At 65.0% G+C, this 24,333-nt stretch carries 20 protein-coding genes; 18 read left to right on the top strand and 2 right to left on the bottom strand.

Annotated features, from left to right (window positions below; all coding sequences use genetic code 11):
• Positions 1-100 precede the first annotated feature (100 nt).
• From AC3IQ7_RS17585 to AC3IQ7_RS17545, 9 genes are all read left to right on the top strand, one after another.
• Complete coding sequence (locus AC3IQ7_RS17585) at positions 101-310, top strand: hypothetical protein (protein ID WP_489206841.1); 210 nt, start codon at positions 101-103, stop codon at positions 308-310.
• A gap of 84 nt (positions 311-394) precedes the next feature.
• Positions 395-670 carry a hypothetical protein gene (locus tag AC3IQ7_RS17580; protein WP_489206840.1) on the top strand — a complete coding sequence of 92 codons (276 nt, stop codon included), beginning with the start codon at positions 395-397 and terminating at the stop codon, positions 668-670.
• Positions 671-751: 81 nt separating this feature from the next.
• A complete protein-coding gene (locus tag AC3IQ7_RS17575; RefSeq protein WP_489206839.1) occupies positions 752-1,312 on the top strand; it encodes a sigma-70 family RNA polymerase sigma factor in 561 nt (186 codons plus the stop codon).
• The gene (locus tag AC3IQ7_RS17570) at positions 1,309-2,289 is read left to right on the top strand and encodes a FecR domain-containing protein (RefSeq protein ID WP_489206838.1); all 981 of its coding nucleotides are present in this window, start codon (positions 1,309-1,311) and stop codon (positions 2,287-2,289) included. The genes AC3IQ7_RS17575 and AC3IQ7_RS17570 overlap by 4 nt, the downstream gene beginning before the upstream one ends.
• A 136-nt stretch (positions 2,290-2,425) precedes the next feature.
• Positions 2,426-4,885 (top strand): TonB-dependent siderophore receptor, encoded by a 2,460-nt coding sequence (locus AC3IQ7_RS17565; RefSeq protein WP_489206837.1) that lies wholly within the window; start codon positions 2,426-2,428, stop codon positions 4,883-4,885.
• A gap of 74 nt (positions 4,886-4,959) precedes the next feature.
• Positions 4,960-5,328 carry a hypothetical protein gene (locus AC3IQ7_RS17560; RefSeq protein ID WP_489206836.1) on the top strand — a complete coding sequence of 123 codons (369 nt, stop codon included), beginning with the start codon at positions 4,960-4,962 and terminating at the stop codon, positions 5,326-5,328.
• A complete protein-coding gene (locus tag AC3IQ7_RS17555) occupies positions 5,325-5,981 on the top strand; it encodes a hypothetical protein (protein ID WP_322428773.1) in 657 nt (218 codons plus the stop codon). Before AC3IQ7_RS17560 ends, AC3IQ7_RS17555 begins: the two co-directional genes overlap by 4 nt.
• Before the next feature lie 359 nt (positions 5,982-6,340).
• The gene (locus AC3IQ7_RS17550; RefSeq protein WP_489206835.1) at positions 6,341-10,048 is read left to right on the top strand and encodes a PAS domain S-box protein; all 3,708 of its coding nucleotides are present in this window, start codon (positions 6,341-6,343) and stop codon (positions 10,046-10,048) included.
• A gap of 13 nt (positions 10,049-10,061) precedes the next feature.
• Positions 10,062-11,057 (top strand): response regulator, encoded by a 996-nt coding sequence (locus AC3IQ7_RS17545; protein WP_489206834.1) that lies wholly within the window; start codon positions 10,062-10,064, stop codon positions 11,055-11,057.
• Between the two features lie 149 nt (positions 11,058-11,206).
• Here the strand turns inward: AC3IQ7_RS17545 and AC3IQ7_RS17540 are convergent, their stop codons facing one another.
• Positions 11,207-13,072, bottom strand: a complete 1,866-nt coding sequence (locus AC3IQ7_RS17540; protein WP_489206833.1) for an esterase/lipase family protein — start codon at positions 13,070-13,072, stop codon at positions 11,207-11,209.
• Between the two features lie 13 nt (positions 13,073-13,085).
• Positions 13,086-13,856, bottom strand: a complete 771-nt coding sequence (locus tag AC3IQ7_RS17535) for a DUF481 domain-containing protein (protein ID WP_099377321.1) — start codon at positions 13,854-13,856, stop codon at positions 13,086-13,088.
• 257 nt (positions 13,857-14,113) lie between these two features.
• Here AC3IQ7_RS17535 and AC3IQ7_RS17530 point away from each other — a divergent pair, with 257 nt between their 5' ends.
• The 9 genes from AC3IQ7_RS17530 (at position 14,114) to AC3IQ7_RS17490 (ending at position 24,330) form a co-directional block, all read left to right on the top strand.
• A complete protein-coding gene (locus AC3IQ7_RS17530) occupies positions 14,114-14,800 on the top strand; it encodes a winged helix-turn-helix domain-containing protein (RefSeq protein ID WP_099377320.1) in 687 nt (228 codons plus the stop codon).
• Positions 14,793-16,145 (top strand): sensor histidine kinase, encoded by a 1,353-nt coding sequence (locus AC3IQ7_RS17525; protein ID WP_489206832.1) that lies wholly within the window; start codon positions 14,793-14,795, stop codon positions 16,143-16,145. The genes AC3IQ7_RS17530 and AC3IQ7_RS17525 overlap by 8 nt, the downstream gene beginning before the upstream one ends.
• A 165-nt stretch (positions 16,146-16,310) precedes the next feature.
• Positions 16,311-17,213: a VirK/YbjX family protein gene (locus tag AC3IQ7_RS17520; RefSeq protein WP_489206831.1), complete on the top strand. Its 903-nt coding sequence runs from the start codon at positions 16,311-16,313 to the stop codon at positions 17,211-17,213.
• A gap of 112 nt (positions 17,214-17,325) precedes the next feature.
• Complete coding sequence (gene hemB, locus AC3IQ7_RS17515; protein ID WP_099377317.1) at positions 17,326-18,300, top strand: porphobilinogen synthase; 975 nt, start codon at positions 17,326-17,328, stop codon at positions 18,298-18,300.
• 76 nt (positions 18,301-18,376) lie between these two features.
• A complete protein-coding gene (locus tag AC3IQ7_RS17510) occupies positions 18,377-19,720 on the top strand; it encodes an MBL fold metallo-hydrolase (protein WP_489206830.1) in 1,344 nt (447 codons plus the stop codon).
• A gap of 66 nt (positions 19,721-19,786) precedes the next feature.
• On the top strand, positions 19,787-20,296 hold the full coding sequence (msrA, locus tag AC3IQ7_RS17505) for a peptide-methionine (S)-S-oxide reductase MsrA (protein WP_489206829.1): 510 nt from the start codon (positions 19,787-19,789) through the stop codon (positions 20,294-20,296).
• Positions 20,297-20,306: 10 nt separating this feature from the next.
• On the top strand, positions 20,307-21,125 hold the full coding sequence (locus AC3IQ7_RS17500; RefSeq protein ID WP_489206828.1) for a helix-turn-helix domain-containing protein: 819 nt from the start codon (positions 20,307-20,309) through the stop codon (positions 21,123-21,125).
• Positions 21,126-21,300: 175 nt separating this feature from the next.
• Positions 21,301-22,629 carry an MFS transporter gene (locus AC3IQ7_RS17495; protein ID WP_489206827.1) on the top strand — a complete coding sequence of 443 codons (1,329 nt, stop codon included), beginning with the start codon at positions 21,301-21,303 and terminating at the stop codon, positions 22,627-22,629.
• Positions 22,630-22,650: 21 nt separating this feature from the next.
• Positions 22,651-24,330, top strand: a complete 1,680-nt coding sequence (locus AC3IQ7_RS17490; RefSeq protein ID WP_489206826.1) for an FAD-dependent oxidoreductase — start codon at positions 22,651-22,653, stop codon at positions 24,328-24,330.
• Positions 24,331-24,333: the final 3 nt, after the last annotated feature.

Below are 24,333 nucleotides of genomic sequence, written 5' to 3'. Positions count from 1 at the left end.
GCCTGCAGCCTTAAGAATGGCTGAAAAACAGGCGACTGGCCGCCCGCCGCAATGGCAGATGCCCAATCTGCCATTGCGGTCGCCACATTTTCGTGTCAGCATGGCTTTCCTGCCTTCCAAGGCGCATCCGGAGTTCATGATGATCGAGTACTTGCCTGCCTTGATCTGGTCGCTGTCGGCCTTCGCTTGCCTCTTCATCGCCAAACGCCGCGCCTTACGAATAACGGCCATCCGTGCCGTCATGGTGACTTTCCTGGGGCCGTTTGTCATTCCTTTCGTGCTGGCCGCAAGGCCCGAGATGCACGGCTAAGCGTGTGGCCTGTGCGCGTTCCTCTTTGCTATATTCAAGTTTTTAGCTGAGGACTGCCCATGCAGCGCAGCGCGCCACGGGGCTGTGGAAGGTGACGCCCGCCACCTCGCCATTTTCCTGGGAAATCTGCGTCGACCACGCGCGCGTCCGGACGCCAGGCTGGCCGTCACCTTCAAGGGCGACCTGGCCAGGGCATATACCTTGAGCGCCGACGCCACCGTGCAAGTCAATGGCAAGAGCAAAGTGCAGCGCACGGAACTGGCGGCCATGTTCCAGGGCGCTTGTCCGGCGGGCTTGGCGCCGGGCGCGAAGAAAATGCGCGGCGGCATGCTGATGAAGAGCTTGTATACCGACCGCTAGAAGATTGCAGCCACGCTGAAACAACAGTTTCCAGGGATAGGCAGGCATTGGCATTGACGCCGGAGGCCATGATTTGTGATAATGAGAATTATTATCAATTGGCCGCGCCTTGCCTTGCGCGCATCGGAGTCCCCAGTGAACATTGCGCAGTCCAGCGAGTCGATAGCCGGCATTTACAGCCACCACCATGGCTGGCTGATGCGCTGGCTGCGCGCCAAGCTGCAGTGCGCCGACCATGCGGCCGACCTGGCACAGGATACCTTCGTGCGCCTGCTGACGGCGCCGCCGGAGAACCGGCAAAGCTTGCGCGAGCCGCGCGCCTATCTGACGACCGTGGCGCAGCGCCTGCTGATCGACCATTACCGACGCCTGTCGCTGGAACAGGCCTGGCTGGAAACCCTGGCGCAACAACCCGATCTGCTGATGCAGTCGCCGGAAGAGCGTTTGCTCGTGCGCGAAGCCTTGCAGCGCATCGACGCCATGCTCGACGGCTTGCCGCCGCTGGTGCGCAATGCCTTTCTGCTGGCCCATGTCGACGGCCTCGGCTATGGGGAAATCGCCCGGCGCCTGGCCGTGAGCGAGCGCAGCATCAAGCGCTACATGGTGCAGGCGTTCGAACGTTGCATCCTGCTGATCCTGTGAGCACCACCAGCACGGCGGCCATCGATCCCCGCGCCGCGCGCGCGGCAGCGCAATGGCTGGTGCGCCTGCACGCGGGCGCCTTGACGCCCGACGAGCAGCAAGCGTTCCAGGCCTGGCGCGCCAGCGAACCCGCGCACGAAGCGGCCTGGCAGCGGGCCGAGCTGGTGTGCAGCACCCTGTCCAGCGTGCCGTCCGCGTTGCGCCAGGCGGCGGACGCGGTGCCGAAGTCGCCGCAGCGGCGTGCCGTGCTCTACGGCCTGGCGGGGTTGATCGCGGCCGGGCCGGCGCTGTGGCTGGCCAGCCAGTCGGCACCCTGGCAAGCATGGCGCGCCGGCATCCGCACGGCCAGGGGCGAAATCCGCCACATGACATTACCTGACGGCACGCAGCTGGTGCTCAATACGGACACGGCCATCGACGTGCGTTTTGATGACACGGCACGGCTGGTGGACTTGCATGCGGGCGAACTTCATATTGCCACGGCGCACGACAGGGCCGTGCCGGCCCGTCCCTTCCTTGTGCGCAGCAGCAATGGTGCCGTGCGCGCACTGGGCACGCATTTCAGCGTGCGCCAGCGCGGTACCGTGCTGGCGCCGCGCACCGAGGTGAGCGTCAGCGAAGGCGCCGTCGAGATCGCGCCGTCGCGGGCGCCCGAGGCCTTGCGCAGGGTCGATGCGGCCCGGCAGGGCAGTTTCGACGACGTGGCCGTTTCCGCCTTGACGCCGCTGTCACCTCATGCGGATGCCTGGCTGCAGGGCGTGCTGATCGCCGAGCGCATGCCGCTGGGCGAGGTGCTGGAGCAGGTGGCGCGCTATCGCTATGGCGTGCTGCGCTGCGATCCGGCGCTGGCGGCCATGCCCGTGGACGGCATTTTCCAGTTGAACGACCCGGACAACATCTTGCTCTTGCTGCAAGGTTCTTTGCCGATCCGGCTGGCGCGCCGCACGCGCTACTGGATCAGTGTCGAGGCGGCGTAAGCCGACATGCGCGCAATTTGCTTTTTCCCTGTCCCTTTTTTCGGATTGCTTCGTCATACAAGGTAGAGAACGAACAATCCGAACCATCGAAAGGGTCCACATGGCTTTGCAGCACCGCAGTTTGACAACAGCACGCATGACGCTCCATCCCACCACCGGCGCCGTGCGCGCCGCGCTGGTCCTGCTGCTCGCCGTGGGCACGGCCGGCGCCACCTTGCCGCAAACAGCGCTGGCCGCGGAGGCCAGCCCGGCCGCCAGCCAGCGCGACTACAGCATTCCCGCTGGCAACCTGCGCAGCGCACTGGCATCGTTTGCCATCGCCGCCGGCGTCAACCTGTCCACCCAGGGCGTGGCGCTCGACGGCCTGGTGACGCCGGGCTTGCAGGGGCGCCACGGCGTTTCCGCCGGCCTGCAAAAACTGCTGCAAGGCAGCGGCCTCGAAGTGCTTGATAACGGCAATGGCAATTACCTGTTGCGCAAGATCAATGCCAGCACGGCCGATGGCGGCCTGACCAGCATGCCGGCCGTGGTCGTCAGCGCCGAGGCGGACCGCGCCACGGAAGGCACTGGCCTATATACGGCCCGTAATATGTCGACGGCCACGGGCTTGAACCTGTCGCAGCGCCACACGCCGCAAACGGTCAGTGTCATTTCGCGCCAGCAAATGGAAGATTTCGATCTGACCACCCTGCAGGATGTGGCGCGCGCCACGCCTGGCCTGTATGGCAAGACGCAGGGCGTATCCGACCAGGAAACCAGGTATTTCGCGCGCGGCTTCGCCTTGAGCCATGTGAATGTCGATGGCTTGCCGCTCGACGTCACGGATTTCAATGAGCGCAACGTCTCGGCCGACATGCTGATGTACGACCGCGTGGAAGTGGTGCGCGGCGCCACCGGCCTGATGGAAGGGGCGGGCGCGCCGTCGGGCAGCATCAACATGGTGCGCAAGCGTCCCACGGCCACGCCCTTGCTGGACGCATCCATTCACCTGGGCAGCTGGAAGGACCGGCAATTGACGGTGGACGCCAGCAATGCGCTGAACGACTCGGGCAGCGTGCGCGGGCGCGTGGCGGCCAGCCTGCGCGACAGCGACAGCTTCGTTGACGTGGTCAACAACAAGAACAGCACCGTGTATGCGATCGTCGAGGCGGACCTGACGCCATCGACCACGGCCGGCATCGGTTTTTCGCGCCAGCACAGCCGCACCGGCGGCGTGTTCGTCGGCTTGCCGACCTTGCCCGATGGCCGTCACATGGACTTGCCCCGCTCGACTTTCCTGAACAATGCTGATTCCTTCCAGAAACGCGACAACAACGTCGTCTTCGCCGACCTGGAAACGAAGCTGGAGAAGGGCTGGCGCAGCCGCTTCGCCATCACGCATATCGACGCCTCTTCGGACACGCGCAATACCACCAACAGCCGCGTCGCTGGCGAAACGTATTTGCTGGAACAGTCGGAAACTGGCTGGAAGTACAGCACGGAACAAGTGGTGGCGGACTGGCGCTTGAGCGGCCCCGTCACCTGGTTTGGCCGCCAGCATGACGTCATCGTCGGCGCCAGCTACCGCCATGACGATTCGGATGCGGCCCAGAGCTGGGAAGGCGCGCAAACGCGCGTGATCGATATCCGCCACTGGAATCCGCGCGCCTACCGCATGAACGGCGCGCCATTTGAGCCGTACAACTGGGGCCGCAAGACGGACGAGAAGGGGCTGTATGCGGCAGGCAACTTCAGCCTGGCCGATCCGCTGCGCCTGGTGCTGGGCGGGCGCTTCGGCTGGTATGCGCAGGATGTCACGGGCTGGTATGCCACCAATCCGACGTGGCGCCGCAGCCTGACGGAGAACGCGAAATTTACGCCGTACGCGGGCCTCGTCTACGACCTGGACCAGCACCACTCCGTGTATGCGAGCGGCACGCAGATCTTCCAGCCGCAAAGCGTGCTCGATGTCAAAGGCAATACCTTGCCGCCGTTGAGCGGCACCAACCTGGAAGTGGGCGTCAAGGGAGAATATTTTGGCGGCAGGCTCAACGCCAGCGGCGCCTTGTTCCGCATCCGGCAAAACAACCGCGCCATGACCGATGAAGTCAATTGCCCCACGGGCGGCCCCATCTATTGCGCCCGCGCGGCCGGGCAGGTGCAGAGCGAAGGCGTCGACTTGCAATTGTCGGGCTCGCCATTGCCGGGCTGGCAGATCTCGGGTGGCTACACCTATGTGCTGGCCAAGTACACGAAGGATAGCGTGGCCGCCAACGTCGGCCAGCGCATCGCTACCGATGAGCCGAAGCAATTGTTCAAGCTGTACACGAACGTGCAGCTGAGCGGCAGCCTGGCGCAATGGAACCTGGGCGCCTCCGTGTATGCGCAGGACAGGATCGACCGCCGCGACAAGGCTTACCTGACGCAGCAGGGTGCTTACGCCATCGTCGGGCTGACGGCTGGCTATCGCATCAACGAGCAGCTGCAGCTGCGCGTGAACATCGATAACGTGCTCGACCGCCGCTACTACCAGGCGCTCGGCTATTCCTGGTCGGGCGGCCTGGAGCGCTACGGCGCGCCGCGCAGCGTGCTTGTCTCGCTGAACTACAAGATGTAGCGGCTGCGCCAGCAGAGCGCGCCCGTCCAGGCGCCTCTGCTACACTGCCGCCGTCTTTATCTTTCCACTTTGCCATGACCGCCATCCCTGTCCTTACGCCCCTGAAAAGCGCCTTCCAGCAATCGCGCGCCGAGAATAACATCGAGCTGATCCTGCCTGAACTGCTGGCCGCGCAATTTCACGTCGTTATCGGCGGGCAAAGCGAGCAGATCGACCTGTTCCTCGTGCCGTCGCCGAATCCCGAGCGCCAGTGCGTCACGGTGGCGGAAGATATGGCCTTCCTGGCCGGTATCAATTTCCCCAAGATTCCCGTCACGGGCGCGCAGCTGATCGCCTCGATTCCGCCCGAGATCGAAATCGTCCTGCTGCATGGCGATGGCGCCAATTACCTGACGCGCGAGCAACTGGCGTGGTTCCGCGGCATGCTGGCGCAGAACGCTTGAGCGGCATTCCCGCCAGGCGCTTCAAGCCGGCGCGTGCGGAATGGATACGCTTTGCGCCGGCCGACGATGCAAGCTCGCAAGCGGCGATGATGGCCAATCTGCGTCCCGTGCTGTGGCGCAGCGTGCTGCTGGGCGGCTGCGCCCTGATCCTCGCCTTTGTCGGGCAAGCCGTCTGGCGCGATGCGGCATACGCGGGCGAGGCAGTGCTGCTTCTCCTGCCGGCGCTGGCCGCATGGATCGTCGCCCTGTTCGTGCTGACTGGCCCCGCTCTGTCTTTTCATGTCGAGATCAACGACGCCGGCCTGCTGCTGCGCCGGGTGACGCGGCGCCTGCCTGGCCATGACAAGGTGCTGCAACTGGCGCCGCGGCAGATACGCGCGCTCGAGGTGGTCACCTACGCGGGCGCCGTGAATGTCTACCGCGGCGGGCCGCCGATGGCGCGCGTGGAGCTGCTGCTGCACACGACCCTCGGCGACTGTCCGCTGATCCGCGTGGTGGGCATGGATCTGCCCGTGCCGCAGCGCTGGTCGTTGCGGCAGATCAAGGACGAGCTGAGCCGCCGCTGTACACTGGCCGGTATCCCTGTGGCCGTGCGTGCCGGTCCGACTTATCAGGCATCTGCCGCCATACGCGCGCAGTGGCCGCCAGCTTGAACAGACGAGCGCTGTCGCATCGCAACCTCAGAATATTGCATTTCTTGTCATAGTATTGCTGAAGTCCTATGAATATGTTCGCAAAGCAACTATACTCATGGCTCTTTAAAAAATCATCGTCACGCTGGCGGCCAGCCATCCGCGCCAGAGTTCGTACGCATTCCGCTTTTTCCCTCTGTAAAAAGCACCTTTCCCCCGCGCGGCAGGCGCGGGCGTGATGACCGAGCCTTGCCCTGGTCGACTGCTACCGTTGTCTTTTCCGCTGTGTTGCCGCTTTAGTAAAAAGCGTGGCGCCGGCGCGCGCGGTGCGCCGTCATGTTTTGCGACGTCACGTTTCACTCTATTGAGTTCACGACAGTATGCTGAGTTCCATCTTTGCCGTATCGACCGATACCATGCAGTACATCTATGGCACGCACAATGCGTGGCTGGTGCTGTTTTCCATCGGCATCGCCATCTTTGCCTCGTTCATGGCCTTGCAGATCGCCGGCATGGCGCGCAGCAGCGAGCGCGGCTTCCAGCGCCAGACGGCCATCATCACGGGCGCCATCGCGCTGGGCGGCGGCATCTGGTCGATGCACTTCATCGGCATGCTGGCCTTCGACATCTGCACGCGCGTGTCCTTCGACCCCAGCCTGACCCTGCTCTCGATGCTGCCCGGCGTGGCGGCCTCGTGGGTGGCGCTGCACATGCTGGCGCGTCCGAGCATCAACTGGCGCCAGCTGGTGGTGGGCGGCGTGCTCGTCGGCGTGGGCATCGGTTCCATGCATTACAGCGGCATGGCCGCCATGCAGACCTCGCTGACCCTGCATTATCAGCCGTGGCTGTTCGCCCTGTCGCTGGTGGTGGCGGTCGTCATGGCCATGCTGGCCCTGTGGATACGCTTCGGCCTGAGCGCCATGCGTTTGCGCCTCACTCCCCTGGCGTCGTTGCTGGTCAGCAGCGTCGTCATGGGGTTGGCCATTTCCGGCATGCATTACACGGGCATGCTGGCGGCGCGTTTTTCCGGCACGCCCACGGCGGGCGACAACACGATCACGGTGCAAGCGTCGTTCGTGGCCCTGGCCGTGGCCCTGATCACCGTCACCCTGACCGTCTTCGTGGCCGCCGCGAATGGCTTGCTGCGCTACCGCCAGCTGCTGCGTCATGCGAATGCCAGCGAATCGCGCCTGCGCGCCATCGTCGATACGGCGGCCGACGGCTTGATCACTATCGATGGCCAGGGCAAGGTGCGCTCCTTCAATCCGGCCGCGGAAAGCCTGTTCGGCTGGCGCGAAGCGGATATCGTGGGGCGCGACGCCAGCGTGCTGCTGCAGCAGGCCGACGCGGCCGAGTACGAGGGCTATCTGCGCGACTACCTGGAAACGGGCGCCTCGCGTATCCTCGACAGTGGACGCGAACTCGATGGCTGCCACAAGGATGGCACGGTGCTGCCCATGCGCGTGGCGATCGGCAAGATCGACACGCCGGGCCAGCCCCTGTTCGTGGCGTTTGTCACGGACATGCGCTCGTCGCGCAGCATGGAGCAGGCGCTGAAGGACAGCGAGCGCCAGTACCGCACCCTGATCCGCAATATCCCCGGCGTATCCTTCCACTGCAGCTTCGCGCCCGAATGGAAGATGATCTTCATCAGCGACGCCGTTTTCAACCTGACGGGCTGGATGCCGCAGGACTTCGCCGAAGGGCGCGTCAGGCTGTTCGACCTGGTGCACCCGGACGACCGCCAGCGCGTCAACGACACCTGCGTGCAGGCGGCCGGCGAAAAGCGCGACTTCGAGAACGTCTACCGCATGATCCACCGCGACGGGCGCGAGCGCTGGGTGCGCGAAAGCAGCGGCCCCGTGCTCGATAACGACGGCGTGGTGCGCTGGATCGACGGCGTCATCCTCGACATCACGGAAAGCGAATTGCGCAACGCCGAATACGAAGGCAAGGTGACGGCCATCTCGCGCGCGACGGCCGTTGCGGAGTTCGACCTGCAGGGGCGCATCCTGGCGGTCAACCAGAACTTCCTCGACCTGGTCGGCTACCGGCTCGACGACGTGCTGGGCTTGCACCACAGCATTTTCTGCGAGGCGGGCTATGTGACCTCGCCCGATTACATCGCATTCTGGCAGCACCTGGCGCAAGGTGAATTCAATACGGGCGAGTACAAGCGCATCGGCAAGGATGGCCGCGAAGTGTGGATACAGGCCTCGTACAACCCGATCTTCAACACGGACGGCAAGCCGTTCAAGGTGGTCAAGCTGGCCACGGACGTGAGCGAACGGCGCGCCATGCAGGAAAACCTGCGCGCAGCGAAAGACCGCGCCGAGCTGGCCGCCGAATCGAAGACCAGCTTCCTGGCCAACATGAGCCATGAAATCCGCACGCCGATGAACGCCATCATCGGCTTCACGGAAGTGCTGCTGGGGACCGCCCTGGACAGCCTGCAGCGCCGCCACCTGGGCACGGTGCGCCAGTCCGCCCGTTCGCTGCTCGAGCTGCTCAACGACATCCTCGACACGGCCAAGCTGGAAAAGGGCGCCACCGAGCTGGAACTGGTGGACTTCTCGCTGCCCGACCTGGTCGATCACGTGGCCGCGTCCCTGCGCGTCACGGCGCATGCGCGCGACCTGGTGCTGCATGTCGATGTCGATCCCGGCATGGGCCAGTTCTTCCTGGGCGACGCGCGCCGGGTGCAGCAGGTGCTGACGAACTTGATCGGCAACGCCGTCAAGTTCACGGAAGTGGGCCATGTGCGCGTGGCTGTCGACATGCAGGGCGAGCAGGTGCATATCGCCGTGCACGACACGGGCATCGGCATCCCGGCCGACCGCCTGGATAAAATCTTTGCCCCGTTTACGCAAGCCGATTCCTCGATGAGCCGGCGCTTTGGCGGCACAGGACTGGGCACGACGATTTCGCTGCAGCTGGTCGAGCTGATGAAAGGCACCATCACCGTGGAAAGCACCCTGGGCGTGGGCAGCGTGTTCCACGTGCTGCTGCCGCTGGCGCCGGGCAAGGCCGTGGCGCGCCGCAGCGAGCAGCCCGTGGTTGCCTTGCCGCCGCTGCGCATCCTGGCGGCCGACGACGTGCCGCAGAACGTGGAGCTGCTGTTGATCAGTCTGGGCGCGGCCGGCCACCAGGTGATCGCCGCCAGCGATGGCGAGAGCGCCGTGCGCGAGTTCAGCAAGGGCAGTTTCGACATCGTCCTGATGGACGTGCAGATGCCACGCATGGATGGCCTGGAAGCGACTCGCCTGATCCGCGTATTCGAGCGCGAGCAGGGCCTGAAGGCGACACCCATCATCGCCTTGACGGCCAGCGTGCTGGAACAGGACCGGCGCGCCGCGCAGACGGCCGGCATGAACGGCTTTGCTTCGAAGCCGCTGGAAATGCACAAGCTGACGGCGGAAATCGCCCGCCTGCTCGATATCGCCGTGGCCATGCCGCCGCCGGCATCGGGCGCGGCGGCGAGAGTGGCGTCCGGCCAGGTCGACTGGCAGCGCGGCATCGCCCTGTGGGGCGGACGCGAAGCCTTGCAGCGCGCGATTGGCCGTTTCGTGCAGGCCAATGGCGATTGCGCCGCCATGCTGGCGGCGGAACTGGAACGCGGCGGCAGCAGCGTGGCCGGCCATCTGCTGCACCGTATCAAGGGCGCGGCGGGCAACCTGTGCCTGGTGCAGCTTGAAAGCCTGCTGGGACGCATCGAGCAAGCCATCGCGCGCCAGTTGCCGGTGACGGAATTGCTGGTGCAGCTGGCGGCCGCCTTCATGGCACTGGCCGGCGAGCTGGAAGAGGTGGGCCTGCCCGCCGTGGCCATGGCGGCGCCGGCCGCCAGCGCGCCCCTCGATGCCTCCGCTGCGGGCGCCTTGCTGCGGCAAGCCATCGCCAGCCTGGAAGGCGGACAGCTGGACGACGCCTTGATGGCGCAGATTGCTGCCGTGCTGGCGCCGCACGGTCAGCAGCCGCGCCTGCAGGCGCTGGCCAGCGCCATCGACGACTTTGAATTTGCGCGCGCCGCGGGCGTGCTGCGCCAGCTGCTGGCATGGCTGGAAGCGCCAGCGCCGGCCGACCTTTCCTGATATTGGGCTAACGATGACCTTACACGAAGACAAACCGATCCTGCTGCTGGTCGACGATGAAGCGACGAATCTGCAGGTGCTGCGCCAGATCTTGCAGGACGATTACCGCCTGCTGTATGCCAAGGATGGCGAGAAGGCGCTGGAACTGGCGCAGAACAATCCCGTCGAACTGATCCTGCTCGACATCATGATGCCCGCCATGACGGGCTATGAAGTGTGCCGGCAATTGAAGGCCATGCCGGCCACCGCGTCCATCCCCGTCATTTTTGTGACGGCCCTGTGCGACGTGAAGGACGAGGCGGACGGCTTTGACGCCGGCGCCGTCGACTACATCACGAAACCCGTCAGCCCGCCCATCGTGCGCGCCCGCGTGCGCACGCATCTGTCGCTGGTCGACGCCGAGGAATTGCGCCGTTCGCGCCTGCAGGTGATCCAGACCCTGGGCCAGGCGGCCGAATACAAGGACAACGAGACGGGCATGCACGTCATCCGCATGAGCTATTACGCGCGCCAGCTGGCACTGGCGGCCGGCTACAGCGCGGCCAGGGCGGAAGATTTATTGAATGCGGCGCCCATGCACGACGTGGGCAAGATCGGCATCCCCGACGCCATCCTGCAAAAGCCGGGCAAGCTCGATGCGGACGAATGGCAAGTCATGCGCCGCCACGCGGAAATCGGCGCGGCCATCATCGGCGAGCACGCGGGCGGCCTGCTCAAAATGGCGCGCACCATCGCCCTGACGCACCACGAAAAATGGGATGGCAGCGGCTATCCGCAAGGCTTGAAAGGCGAGGAAATCCCCCACGAAGGCCGCATCGTCGCCATCGCCGACGTCTTCGACGCCCTCACCAGCGAACGCCCGTACAAGCGCGCCTGGACCATCGACGAAGCCATCGCCACCATGCAGCGCGACAGCGGTACGCACTTCGACCCGGACCTGCTGGCGCTGTTTGTGGAACAGCTGCCAGCGATGCTGGAGATCAAGGACAAGTGGCGCGAGCCGGTGTGATGCTATGCCCGTAGCCTGGTAGGTCGGATTAGCGGGGCAAAGCCCCGCGTAATCCGACAACGTTGTTGGCGCTGCCCAAAGTGAAGCTAACAATGTTGTCGGATTACGGCTTCGCCTAATCCGACCTACGCTGCTATCGCCCTGGCGACTTAATCCGGCATGCGCAAAATCCGCCGTATCTCCAGAATCGCCTGCGGACTTTCCTGCACGCTGTGCCACGAAGGGATGACTTTTTCCGACAGGGCGCCGTCGAGGTGGGCGCTGGCGTAGGGCACTACGCCGTCGCTCGATTCCGCCAGGGGCAGCTCCGGCGTGTCGTTACCCATGATCGAGTAGTAGCGCACGTTCGGACTGATGGGCAGGTCGGCCACCAGGCGCACGAACGGGTCCTTGTCGCTGAGGTTATCGATGCTGTTGGGGATGCGCAGCGGTTCGCTGCTGCCCGTGTCGAGCTGGGCCAGACTGCCGGCCGCATCGGACAGCTGGTCGAGCATGTTGATGGGCAGTGTGATCAGGTTGGCGATCCAGCGCGCCACCTTGTGGTTGGCGAACGAGGTGCCGCGGTGCGGCGCGGCGATGAAGATGGCGCGGTTCACTTGCGGCATGGCCGTGAAATTGAGGTAGGGCGCCAGGCCGGCGCGCACTTTTTCCGCCTTCTTGCCCTTCAAATTGTATTCTTCCGTAATGGCGTCGAGCAGGGTGTTGCTGGCGTCGGAGACCATCAGGCGCGCCAGCACGCCGCCCATGCTGTGGCCGATCAAGACCATGTCGTTGGCCGCGTCGGCCTTGGCCGAAGGGTCGAACTGGGCCAGCGTCGCGTTCAGTGCCTTGCGGATGGCGGCGTTGTTGGCCGCCAGCGGCGCATTGCTCGGGTAGTACACTTGCCAGATCTGGTAGCGGCGGCGCAGCTGCTCGTCGCCCATCAGTTCATTCGCCACATTGATCCACGCTTCCGGGCTGCTGGCCAGGCCGTGCAGCATGACGATGGTGCGCTTGTTCGGGTCGTAGGGCTGCATCAGGTGCACCTGCGGGCGCGAGATGCCGTCGGCGCGGCCGAACAGCGTGCGCAGCGCTTGCACGCCGAAGCCGGAACGGGCCAGCCACAAACCATAGCCGGCCGTGAAATTGGCGGCCACGGGCAGTTCCTGGCCCGCCATGCGCGTCGATTCGCTGCGCGTCGGGTCGACCAGCATCACCAGCAGCTGCTGCGTGGCCAGCACTTCCTGCAGGCTGTTGCCGTCGAAGCGGATCAGCGCCGTGACGACGGGGAAGCGGGTTTCCTGATAGGGCACATACTCGCCTTTCGACGCCTGGGGCTTGGGCATGACGGCCACCAGGTCGGCGCCGAAGCCGTCGCGCCGGTACACATTGCGCAGGCCGGAAAACGACAGCGAGGTGGCCGGCAGCAGTTCTTCCGGCAGGGTGCCGTCGTCGGGCAGGCGCAGGGCCGACAATTCGCTGTCGATCTGCCAGCCGGCGACGCGGATCACATGGCCGTCCGGGCGGTATTCGCCCCGGTGGCGGAACAGGTTGCCGACGGCTTTTTGCACGGCATAGTTATAGTAGTCGCGGATTTGCGTCTGGCGTTCTTCGAAGGCGCGCTGGCCCGGCGTGCGCGTCGTGTAGAACAGGTAGGCATACGCATAGCGGGCCGATTCGAGCCAGGCGGCCAGCGTTTCCGCACTCGGGTGGCCGCCCTGTTTTTCTTCCGCCAGCGCGCTTTCCAGCCACAGTTCGGACAGGGTGGCCAGGCGCTGCTCGTCGCTGAGCAGCTCGGAGCGGGCCAGGTCGGCGCGGCAGCTGCCCGTATTGGCTTCGCAGGCGGCGATGTCGCTGCCGATGATGCGCAGCACCTCGCTGGCCGAGGCGCTGAGTTTGCCCGTGGTGAGGATGTCCCCGCGCCGCTGCTGCAGGTAGTCGGCCGGCGAGATCGCGCTGACGGTGACGGCGGCGCAGCCGCTCAGCAACGCCGCCGCGCACAGGAGGGCGCATACGCGCAGACGCCGCATCAGCATGGCCGGTGCGCGCCTAGAACGAGTAGACCAGGGTCAGCGACGTTTGCGTATCCGTGTTCTTCTTGTCATCCGGTACGCGCGTGTCGTTGCGGGCGCTGAAGGCGGCCTTCATCTGCATGGTGCCGTTGATCTTGGTGCTGAGCGCTGTTTCGGCGATCGAGTGCGTATTCGATGTGCCCCGTTCCACGCTGATCGTCTGCGTAAACATGGCTGACTGGCTGATCTTCCACTTCATGGCGGCCGCGCCGCGCACCGTCAGGCCGTGTTCCGATTCGCCCGCGTCGTTGGTGCCGCTGAAATAGCCAGGACCGACTTCCACGTCGACGCTCTTGTCGCTGGACTGGTACCAGCGCGAGCCATGACCGACGGCCAGGGTCGAGTACTTGGTGTAGGCGCCGAACTTGTCGTTCACGTGCGAGGCCAGCACGAACAGTTTTTCATGGTCGGCCATCAGCTTGTATGCGGCCTTGGCGGAGGCGGAAAAGCGTTCGGCCGAGCGTTCGCGCACTTTTTCGCCGTCGTCGTTGGTCGTTTCGTCTTCCTTGAAGTAGCCGCTGAAGATGTACTGGTTGCTCCAGTCATCGAGTTCCTGGCGCGCGTCGATCTTGCCCGTGACGGAGGTGCCGACCGTGTTGCCCGAGGTGGTGATGGCGCCCAGTTCGGCGGAGGTGCTCCAGCTGCCGATGGGGATTTCATCGAACAGCATGCTTTGCTTGGTGTCTGCGGCGGCGGCGCTGCCGCAGGTCATGGCCAGCGCCAGTGCGAGAGAGTGGGTCGATTTCATGGCTGTATTGGTTTTTGGCGCGCGCCAGGCGCGCCTGATATTCGTTAGTGGCAGTGGTGGTTTGCAGGCCGCGGCAAGCCGGGAGGCGCCGAAAACATGCGCACATCAGCATGCGCGCGCGGGCGCGGCCAAACATTGTCGAGGCTGTATTGTACCCGACCCTGTCATCGCGCGCCGCACGCGGCGGGGCTGGCAAGTGGCGCGCGCCTGGCGTATGCTGCGCATGTTTGCTGTCCCGATCTTTACAAGGAACTCCCGTGCGCTGCCTGGTCATCGAAGACGAAGCTGAAACTTCCCGCTATATCTGTGCCGGCCTGCGCGAGGCTGGCCACGACGTCACCGCCTGCGACAATGGCATCGACGGCATGCGCCTGGCCTGCGGCGAAGACTGGGATGCGCTGGTGCTCGACCGGCTGCTGCCCGGCGAGATCGACGGCCTGGCCATCGTCGCGCGCCTGCGCGGCTTGGGCCGCAACACGCCCGTGCTGGTGCTGTCGGCCCTGTCCAGCGTCGACGAGCGCGTGCGCGGCCTGCGCAGCGGCGGCGACGATTACCTGTCAAAGCCGTTCGCCATCGCCGAACTGCTGGCGCGCATCGAGGCACTGCTGCGGCGCGCCGCGCCCGTGCCCGAATCGACGCAGCTGCAGGTGGCCGACCTGGTGCTCGACATGCGCACCATGCGCGTGACGCGCGCCAACCGGCAAATCGCCCTGCAGCCGCGCGAATTTCGCTTGCTGGAATACCTGATGCGCCACCAGGGCCAGTCCGTCACGCGCGCCATGCTGCTCGAAGCCGTGTGGGACTACCATTTCGACCCGCAGACGAACGTCATCGACGTGCAGGTAAGCCGTTTGCGCACCAAGGTGGACAAGGAATTTTCGCCGCCGCTGATCCACACGGTGCGCGGCGTTGGCTACACCCTGGGCGTGATCGACAGTGCGTAACTGGCACCGCTCGATCGCGGCCCGCCTGGCGCTCGGCTACGGCGTGCTGGTGGTCGTCTCGATCAGCATCGTCTGCGCCGTGTTCTATTTCGGCACCATCGGCGTGCTCGATCGCAGCGTGGACCGCAAGCTGACCCTGCTCTCGGAGCGCCTCGCCGCGCTGTACCAGCAGGGTGACAGCAGCCGCACGACGGCGGAAATCGCCCATCTGCTGACCGACCGCACCGACAGCGACACGGAGATCTTCTTGCTGGTGGGCGCCGATGGCCGCCGCGTGGCGGGCAATCTGTCGTCCTGGCCCGACGTGGACAGCCCCGTGGGCCGCTTGCTGCACCGCGACGTCACGCGCGAAGGACGCCGGGTGCCCGCGCGCATGCTGATCCGCGACCTGGAGGGCGGCGCGCGCCTGTTCGTCGGGCGTGACATGGAAGAGGGCAAGTCGATCCGCTCGCTGGTGCTGCGCTCGCTGGCCTATGGCGGCGGGGTGGCCATCCTGCTGGTGGTGGCGGGCGCGTGGCTGTTCCGCCGCCAGCTCGAGGCGCGCATCGGCCAGATCCGCCGCACGGCGGGAGAAATCGAGGCCGGTGACCTGAGCCGGCGCATCCCTGTCGCCAGCGAAGATGAATTCGGCTTGCTGAGCCGCGACATCAACCGCATGCTCGACCGCATCGAACACTTGATGGAAGGCGTGCGCCACGTGTCGAACGCCATCGCGCACGACCTGCGCACGCCGCTGGGCCGCATCCGCAACAAGCTCGATGGCGCCTTGCGCCAGCAGCCGGGCGTGGCCGGCTACGAGAGCGCCGCGCAGGCGGCCATCGACGATATCGACGACCTGACGCGCGTGTTCGACAAGCTGCTGCAGATCGCGGCGGCCGAATCGGGCATGCGCCCGGAGAATTTCGATGACATCGACCTGCAGCAGATCGGCGCCGACATCGTGGAAATGTACGAAGCCACGGCCGACGAGCAGGGCGTGCTGCTGGTGCAGATGTATGGTGAGGGCGTGCCGGCGCGCGGCGACCGCAACCTGCTGGGCAGCGCCCTGGCCAGCCTGGTCGACAACGCCATCAAGTACGCGGGGCCGGGCGCCACGGTGGAAGTGTCGGCCGGCAGCGATGAACAGGGTAGCTGGCTGGCCGTGCGCGACAACGGCCCCGGCGTGCCAAACGAAGAATTGCCGAAGCTGACGCAGCGTTTTTACCGGCTCGACAAGAGCCGCCATTTGCCCGGCAATGGCCTGGGCCTGTCCATCGTGGCGGCCATCGCGGCCCTGCATGGCGGCAGCCTGGAGATCGAGGATGCGGCGCCGGGCTTGCGCTTGCGTTTGCGGCTGCTGCGCTAGCATGGCGTATCGGCACATTACCAACTTGTAACCCCCTTCATTTTCACCTCCCCCTATCATCCGTTCTACCCGGCGTAGAGCGGCTGCGTGCGCGCAGCCGCCTGTTCCGGGCTGCCCGCGGCCTGCCGCGGCTTGCCTGTTCCGACACGTCGTAGAGCTGTTTTCATGCATACTTTTACCGCCACCGGCGACAACGCCGCGCCGCAGCAGGCGCCACTGCGCCAGCATGGTCACCGGATCAAGGCTGCGCTGGGCGCCATCGTCTTTCCCGTGCAGCGCGCGCGCTGGCAAGCGGTCATCGTCGGCACGCCGGGCCTGGCGGCGCTGGCGCAAGCCCATCCCAGCCTGCTGTACAAGATTTATCGTCCCTACGCCAGCCGCCGGTTGGGCTGCGCGGCGAGGGTGGACCTGCTGTGCGGCCATTACCGTTTCCTGTGGCAGGCGGGCGCACGGGCGCTGGTGGAATACGCGGCGCGGCGCGCACTGGTGCTGGCAGCCATCGAGGGCAAGGATGGCGCCACCTACCGTTTGCAGCTGACGGCCATCCACGATAGCCACCGCGAAGGGGAGATGTGTCTGCGCCTGACGCGCGACGGCGTGCCGCTGTACCTGGCCAGTTTCCTGTTTCGGCCCCAGTCCGGCGGCGCCGTCATCCAGCTGGGCGCCTTGCAGGGTTTGCGCTCTCCCGCCGGCGCGCAGGCGGTGAAAGAGGCCACGCGGGCGCTGCATGGCTGCCGGCCGAAAAACCTGATGGTGACCGCCTTGCGCGACCTGGGCGATTTTTTCGGTTGCGGCCACCTTGACCTGGTCAGCAACGCCAACCGCATCGCGCTGAACTGGCGCCGGCGCCGGCATATCTCGTGCGACTACGACCTGGCGTGGCGGGAACTGCATGCGCTGCCCACCAGCGACGGCAATTACCGCCTGCCTTGCGGCCCTTGCCGGATGCCGGATATCGAGCTGGTGCCGTCGAAAAAGCGGGCGGACGCGCGCCGCCGCGGCGCCATGCTGGTGCAGATGGCGGCGGACATGCGCTGGCAAGTGTCGGCTCTGCTGCACGCGCAATGACGGCTCCGGGCGGGGTTTCTTGACCTGCGCGGCTTTTTTGCCGTGCAGCCCGGCGCAATCGGCGTGATCGGCGTATACTTGCTGGCGTTGTTAACCTGAAGCCAGTCACCCCATGCCAGCACACTACCCAACTTCGCGCATGCGCCGCCTGCGCGCGACCCCGCAACTGCGCGAGCTGTTCCGCGAAACCGAGATCAATCCGCGCGACCTGGTCTTGCCGATCTTCGTCGACGAAGGCAGCAGCGATTTCATCGACATCAAGTCTATGCCAGGCGTGCGCCGCATTCCCGAAGCGAAGCTGGCGCAGGAAGTCGAGCGCTACGCGCGCGCCGGCCTGCGCTCCGTCATGACCTTCGGCATTTCGCACCACAAGGATAGCCACGGCACGGACACCCTGAACCCGGACGGCCTGGTGGCGCGCATGTCGCGCATCATCAAGGACGCCGTGCCGGAAATGGTGATCATGTCCGACACCTGCTTCTGCGAATACACGGACCACGGCCATTGCGGCATCCTGCATGGCGATACGGTCGACAATGACAGCACGGTGCTCAACCTGGGCAAGCAGGCCGTCATCGCGGCCCAGGCGGGCGCCGACATCATCGCCCCCTCGGCGGCCATGGATGGCCAGGTGGCGGCGATCCGCAGCGCCCTTGATGCGGCCGGCTTCCACGATACGCCCGTGATGGCGTATTCGACCAAGTTCGCCTCCGGCCTGTATGGCCCGTTCCGCGACGCGGCCGGCAGCACCCTGAAGGGCGACCGCAAGACCTACCAGATGGACCCGATGAACCGCCGCGAAGCCGTGCGCGAGTCCTTGATCGACGAAGCCGAAGGCGCCGACGCGCTGATGGTCAAACCTGCCGGCGCCTACCTGGACATCATCCGCGACCTGCGCGAAGTGACGCGTTTGCCGATCGGCGCCTACCAGGTCAGCGGAGAATATGCGATGATCAAGTTCGCCGCGCAAGCGGGCGCCATCGACGAGCGCCGCGTGGTGCAGGAAACCCTGGGCGCCATCAAGCGCGCGGGCGCGGACATGATCTTTACGTACTTTGCGATGGATGTGCTGAATAATCCATATTAAGTCAACGCGGGGCAGGGTAGCCGCCTTTTCAGCTATCATGGCGCGCTGCCCAACCGGGTCTTATTTGTAGCTTCCCATGCCCCTGAAAATCTCCCGCATCCTGCACGCCGGCTATGTCTTCGAATGCGAAGGCACGGCCATCGCCTTCGACCCCATCGTCGAAAACCCGTTCAGCCGCAACTGCCACGCGTTTCCGCCCGTGCGCTTCGACCTCGACGCCGTGCGCCAGCTGCGCTGGGATGCCGTCTTCATCTCGCACTTCCATGACGACCACTGCTCGCTCGACAGCCTCGATGTGCTGGACCGCGCCACGCCCGTCTACCTGTACTGCGTCTTCGACGAACTGTTCGCCATGCTGCGCGCGCTGGGTTTTAGCCGCGTCGAGCGGCTGTACGTCGACGTGCCCGTGCAGGTGGGCAGCATCGAAGTGATCCCGCGCCGCGCACTTGATGACGATGTCGATTCGCTGTTCCAGGTGCGCGCCGCCGGGCTGAATGTGCTCAACGTCGTCGATTCCTGGATCGGCCCGGAAACCCTGGCGCAGCTGGCCGCCTATGCGCCGTGGGACATGGTGCTGTGGCCATTCCAGACCATGCGCGAGATCGCCGTCATCGCGCCGTCGCAGGCGCAGCCTGGCCCGGTCGAACTTCCCGACGACTGGGTGCCGCAGCTGCGCGCGCTGGCGCCCCGTTACCTCGTGCCCAGCTCCTGCCAATTCGTGCAGGAAGACTGGTCTTGGTACAACCACGCGATGTTCCCGATCACCTACCGCCAGTTCGCGCAGGAGATCGGCGCCGCGCTGCCGGACGCGCACATCTTCCGCCTCGACCCATCGACGTCCGTGCTGCTCGACGCGCACGGCATGGCGCCAGCCGCGCCGCTGCCCTGGGTCATTCCCATGGGGCCGCAAGAAGTGGATTTCGACTACCGCCCCGACGCGCCGCCGCCCGCCACGGCGGACATCGCCCGCCGTTTCGCCCCCTTGGGCGCGGATGATGCCGCACTGGTGCTCGATTTCTGCCGCAACGCTTTGCTTGAGCGCTACCGCGACATGGAACTGCCCGAGGATAGCTATTTCCAGGCTCCGCGTGTGTGGCGTCTGGCGCTGTATGGCCATGACGGCGCGGCCACCATCCTGCATTACCGCACGCATGGCGACTTGATCGACCTCGTGCCGGACACGGGCGAGGCGCCCGGCTGGACGACGGAAGTGCCGCTGGTGAAATGCCATGCGGCGCTGGTGCTCGGTGAATCGCTTACCTCAATGTACATGCGCATCAATGATGGCCCATTCGATGCGGCCACGCGGACCGGACTGGCGGAAGCGGACATCGTCGACGATCCCTTGATCCGCTGCCTGTTCAACGACGCCATCGGCGCCTACCAGGCGGCGCAGCTCAAGCGCTTGCTGGCCCGCTGAAGAAAACGCCGCGACAGGGTAAGATAGACGATTGATACCAGTATCTCAGATCAAGGAATGATCAACATGACACAAAACAACGAAATCGCGATCCTGGCCGGTGGCTGCTTCTGGGGCGTGCAGGACTTGCTGCGCCGTTATCCGGGCGTGATCGCCACGCGCGTGGGCTACAGCGGCGGCGACGTGGCCAACGCCACTTACCGCAACCACGGCACGCATGCGGAAGCCATCGAGATCATTTTCGACCCGACCACCATCAGCTACCGCAAGATCCTGGAATTTTTCTTCCAGATCCACGACCCCAGCACGGAAGACCGCCAGGGCAATGACCGCGGCACGAGCTACCGTTCGGCCATCTTCTACACCAGCGACGAGCAAAAACGGGTGGCCGAAGACACCATCCGCGACGTTGACGTTTCCGGCCTGTGGCCCGGCAAGGTGGTGACGGAACTGGCGCCCGCCGGCCCGTTCTGGGAAGCGGAACCGGAGCACCAGGATTATCTGCAGCGCTTGCCGCACGGCTACACCTGCCATTACATCCGGCCGGACTGGGTCTTGCCGCAGCGCGGGCAATAAGGAGCGAGGCATGCGTTACTGGCGCGTCGAGCGGCAGCCGGCGGAAGGGCAGCTGGACTTCGGGCGTACCCTGGAGTTGATGGCGGCCATCGGCCATGCGGACGTGAATGCCGTTGCCGGGGCCATCCTGAAGACGGTCAGCACGGTCGCACCGATTGCCCAGTGCACGATCTTTGCCTATGAATTCGGCAACCGCCCCCGCCCTGTCGCCGTGGCCGACCGGCGCGGCGGACGCTTCCTGCAGGATATTGCCGACAGCTATGCTCGCCATTACTATGCGCTCGATGGCAACCAGCGCGTGATCGCGCCGGCGCCGGGACGGAAAATCGATCCCGCCATCGTGCTGCACCAGCAGGCCAGCGACGAGATCGACCATCCCGGCTACCGCGCCGCCTGTTATCAAAAACCGCATGTCTCGGACCGGCTATCCTTGCTGGTGCAGCCGGCCGGCGATATCTGGCTGTCCGTCAATTTCTACCGCGACAGCAGCCAGGGCAAGTTCCTTTCCGGTGAAGTGGCGGGCATCGAAACCCTGTCACCGCTGTTTGCCCATGCCGTCAAGCACCATTACAGCCTGAACGGTCAGAATACGCAGGGCGTCGCGCCGATGATGCTGGCACGGTTGCGCCAGCATTGCCCCGCCTTGAGCAAGCGCGAACTGGACGTGCTGCGCTGCGTGCTCGAAGGCCTGACGGCCGTGGAAATTGCCGAGATCATGGGCGTGCAACCGTCCAGCGTGATCACTTACCAGAAACGCGCCTATAAACGCCTGGGTATTTCCAGCCAGCGCCAGTTGTTCGCGCTGTGCATGGCGCCAGCGCACGTCTAGTCCCTTCGGCGTAGGGATGGCTCCGCCTTCTTGACTGTTTTAGCCGCAAAACGTCCCCAAAATGGGGACAGCCGCCGGCATTGTCGTCTGCATACTGTGTTTCAAGCCGGGATCACCCGGCCGCTCTCACCCAATAAAATCAACAAGGGGAGGGCGACACCTTATGGAGACAAGCATGACCATCGCCACCACTGCGCCCGTTCCCGACGCGGCCGCCAACCAACTGGAACAGCAGGTGATGCGCAAGGTATCGCGCCATTTGCTGGGATTTTTGTTCCTGCTGTTCGTGTTTTCCTTTCTTGACCGCATCAATATCGGCTTCGCCGGACTGACCATGATGCAAGACCTGGGCCTGTCCGGCACCCAGTTCGGCTTTGCCACCACCCTGTTTTACATCGCCTACATCGCCTGCAGCATTCCCAGCAACATCGTGCTGGCCCGCATCGGCGCGCGTAAATGGATAGGCAGCATGATGATCGCCTGGGGTCTGGCCTCGACGGCGACCCTGTTCGCCAGCGGCCCGGCCAGCCTGTACGCGCTGCGCTTCCTGGTGGGTGTGACGGAGGCGGGCTTCTTGCCCGGTATGCTGCTGTATCTGACCTACTGGTTTCCCAGCGCCTACCGGGCGCGCGCCAATGCCCTGTTCATGATCGCCATGCCCGTCACGGCCGCTATCGGTTCCGCTCTGTCGGGCCTGATCCTGGGCCTCGATGGCCACTGGGGCTTGAAGGGCTGGCAATGGCTGTTCTTGCTCGAAGGTATGCCATCCGTGCTGCTGGGCCTGGCCGTGTATGGCTACCTCGACGATTCTCCCAACAAGGCAAACTGGCTGGGCAAGCTGGAACAGCAGGTGCTGGCGCGCATGCTGGCGGCCGAGCACAAGCCGGCTGCAGTGCACATCGCTCCCCGGCAGAACACCTCGGTGATGGCGGAAATGTGCTCGCCCACGGTATTGAAATTCGGCGTCGCCTATTTTTGCCTGGTGAATACCCTGGCGATGGTGGCCGTGTGGACGCCGCTGATCGTGAAAAGTTTTAATAGCAACGCCAGCAACACGCAGATCGGCTTGCTGGCCGCCATTCCGCAAGTGTGCACCGTGATCGGCATGATTGCCTGGGGCCGCCGCTCGGACCGCATGCAGGAACGCCGCTGGCACATCGTCTGGCCCATGCTGCTGTCGGCGGCCGGCTGGCTGTTCACGGCGTATTCCGGCAACCCGGTGGTGCAGCTGCTGGGCGTGTGCATGGCCTCGACGGGCGCTTACACGGCTATGTCCGTCTTCTGGACGACGCCGGACCGTGCGCTGAGCCTGGGCGCGCGCGCCATCGGCATCGCCGTCATCAATGCCACGGGCAATATCGGCTCGGCCCTGAACCCCGTCGTCGTGGGTTGGCTGAAGGATTTGACGCACAGCTTTGCCACGGGCTTGCTGTACGCCAGCGTGCTGCTGGTAGCGGGCGCGGCCATCGTGCTGACCCTGCCCATCGCCCGTAGCAGCAAATAATATTGTTGAAGAGGAAACATCATGAGCGATACATTCCACCCTTATCCCCATGTGCCGAAGGTCTATCCGCCCGGCAAACCGGCCGGCGCCGGCATCGAGCACGTGCCGGTCCTGATCGTCGGCGGCGGCCCCGTGGGCCTGGCCACGGCCCTGGGCCTGGCCCGCCATGGCGTGCGCTCGGTGCTGATCGAAGCGGACGACGGCGTCTGCACGGGCAGCCGCGCCATCTGCATCTCGCGGCGCAGCCTGGAAATCATCGAACGCCTGGGTGCGCTCGACGGTTTTCTCCGCAAGGGCTTGCCGTGGGCGGGCGGACGCAGCTTTTACCGCGACGAGGAAGTGCTGCACTTCACGATGCCGCAAGACGCGAACCAGAAGTTGCCACCCATGGTCAACCTGGCGCAATACCATATCGAACAATTCCTGCTCGATGCGGCAGAACGCCAGCCGAAGCTGATCGATATCCGCTGGCAATCGAAAGTGACGGGCGTGCAGCAGCGCGCCGACGGCGCCAGCGTGACGGTGACGACGCCACTTGATACATATCAAATCGATACGGACTGGCTGGTGGCGGCCGATGGCGGGCGCAGCGTCGTGCGCGAAGCGCTGGGCCTGAAATTGCAGGGCACCAGCTATGAAGGGCGCTACGTCATCGTCGACATCCATTTGAAGAGCGAACGCCCGACGGAGCGCCTTGCGTATTTCGACCCGCCGTCGAATCCCGGTTCCACCGTGCTGGTGCACAAGCAGCCCGACGATATCTGGCGCATCGACTACCAGTTGCGCGACGACGAGGATGCGCAGGCGGCCGTCCTGCTGGAAAACGTGGCGCCCCGCGTGGACAGCCTGCTGGCCATGATGGGCGAAACATCACCATGGCATCCCGTCTGGATCACCCTCTACAAGGCTAACGCGCTGACTCTGGAAAAATACCGGCATGGCCGCGTGCTGTTCGCGGGCGATGCGGCCCACCTGGTGCCCATCTTCGGCGTGCGCGGGGCGAACTCGGGCATCGATGATGCGGACAACCTGGCCTGGAAGCTCGCATATGTCGTCAAGGGCCAGGCGCCCGTTGCCTTGCTGGACAGCTATTCGGACGAGCGCGTGTTCGCCGCCCATGAAAACCTGCGCCACGGCACCAAAAGCACGGAATTCATGGCGCCGCCCACCTTCGCCTTCGAGCTGATGCGCACAGCCGTGCTGGGCCTGGCGGGCAAGCATGCGCACGTGCGCTCCCTGATCAACCCGCGCCAGACGAGCGCCATCGCGTACGCGCAGTCTGCCCTGAATGCACTGGATAGCGAGACGTTTGCCGCTGGCCCCACGCCGGGCACGGTCTTGCCCGAATGCCCGCTGGCGTTGCTGCAAGACGGCGCGCAGCAAGCGGGGTATATTACCGATTTGCTGAAATGCGTTGACGGCGATTTCACGGGACTGTACTTCAGCGAAGATGGGGCCGTGCCGGCGGAACTGCTGGCGCTCGGCGATACATTGCCGTTGAGTACCGTGGCGATCGCCCGCAGCGGGCAGCAAGGGCGCGCCCGGGATCACACGTCGCAGGTATTCTCGCTGTTCGACGCGCAGCCTGGCAGCTATTACCTGGTGCGCCCGGATGGGCACGTGCTGGGCCGCTGGCGGCAAGCGCAGGCGGGGCAGGTGGCGGCTGCGCTGGCGAAAGCCGGCATTGCCCAATCAAAGTAACAA

This window comes from Janthinobacterium sp. GL_088 (genome assembly GCF_057837845.1).
Note: the sequence above shows the minus strand (reverse complement) of the source record. Positions and strands in the feature narration are given on the sequence as shown.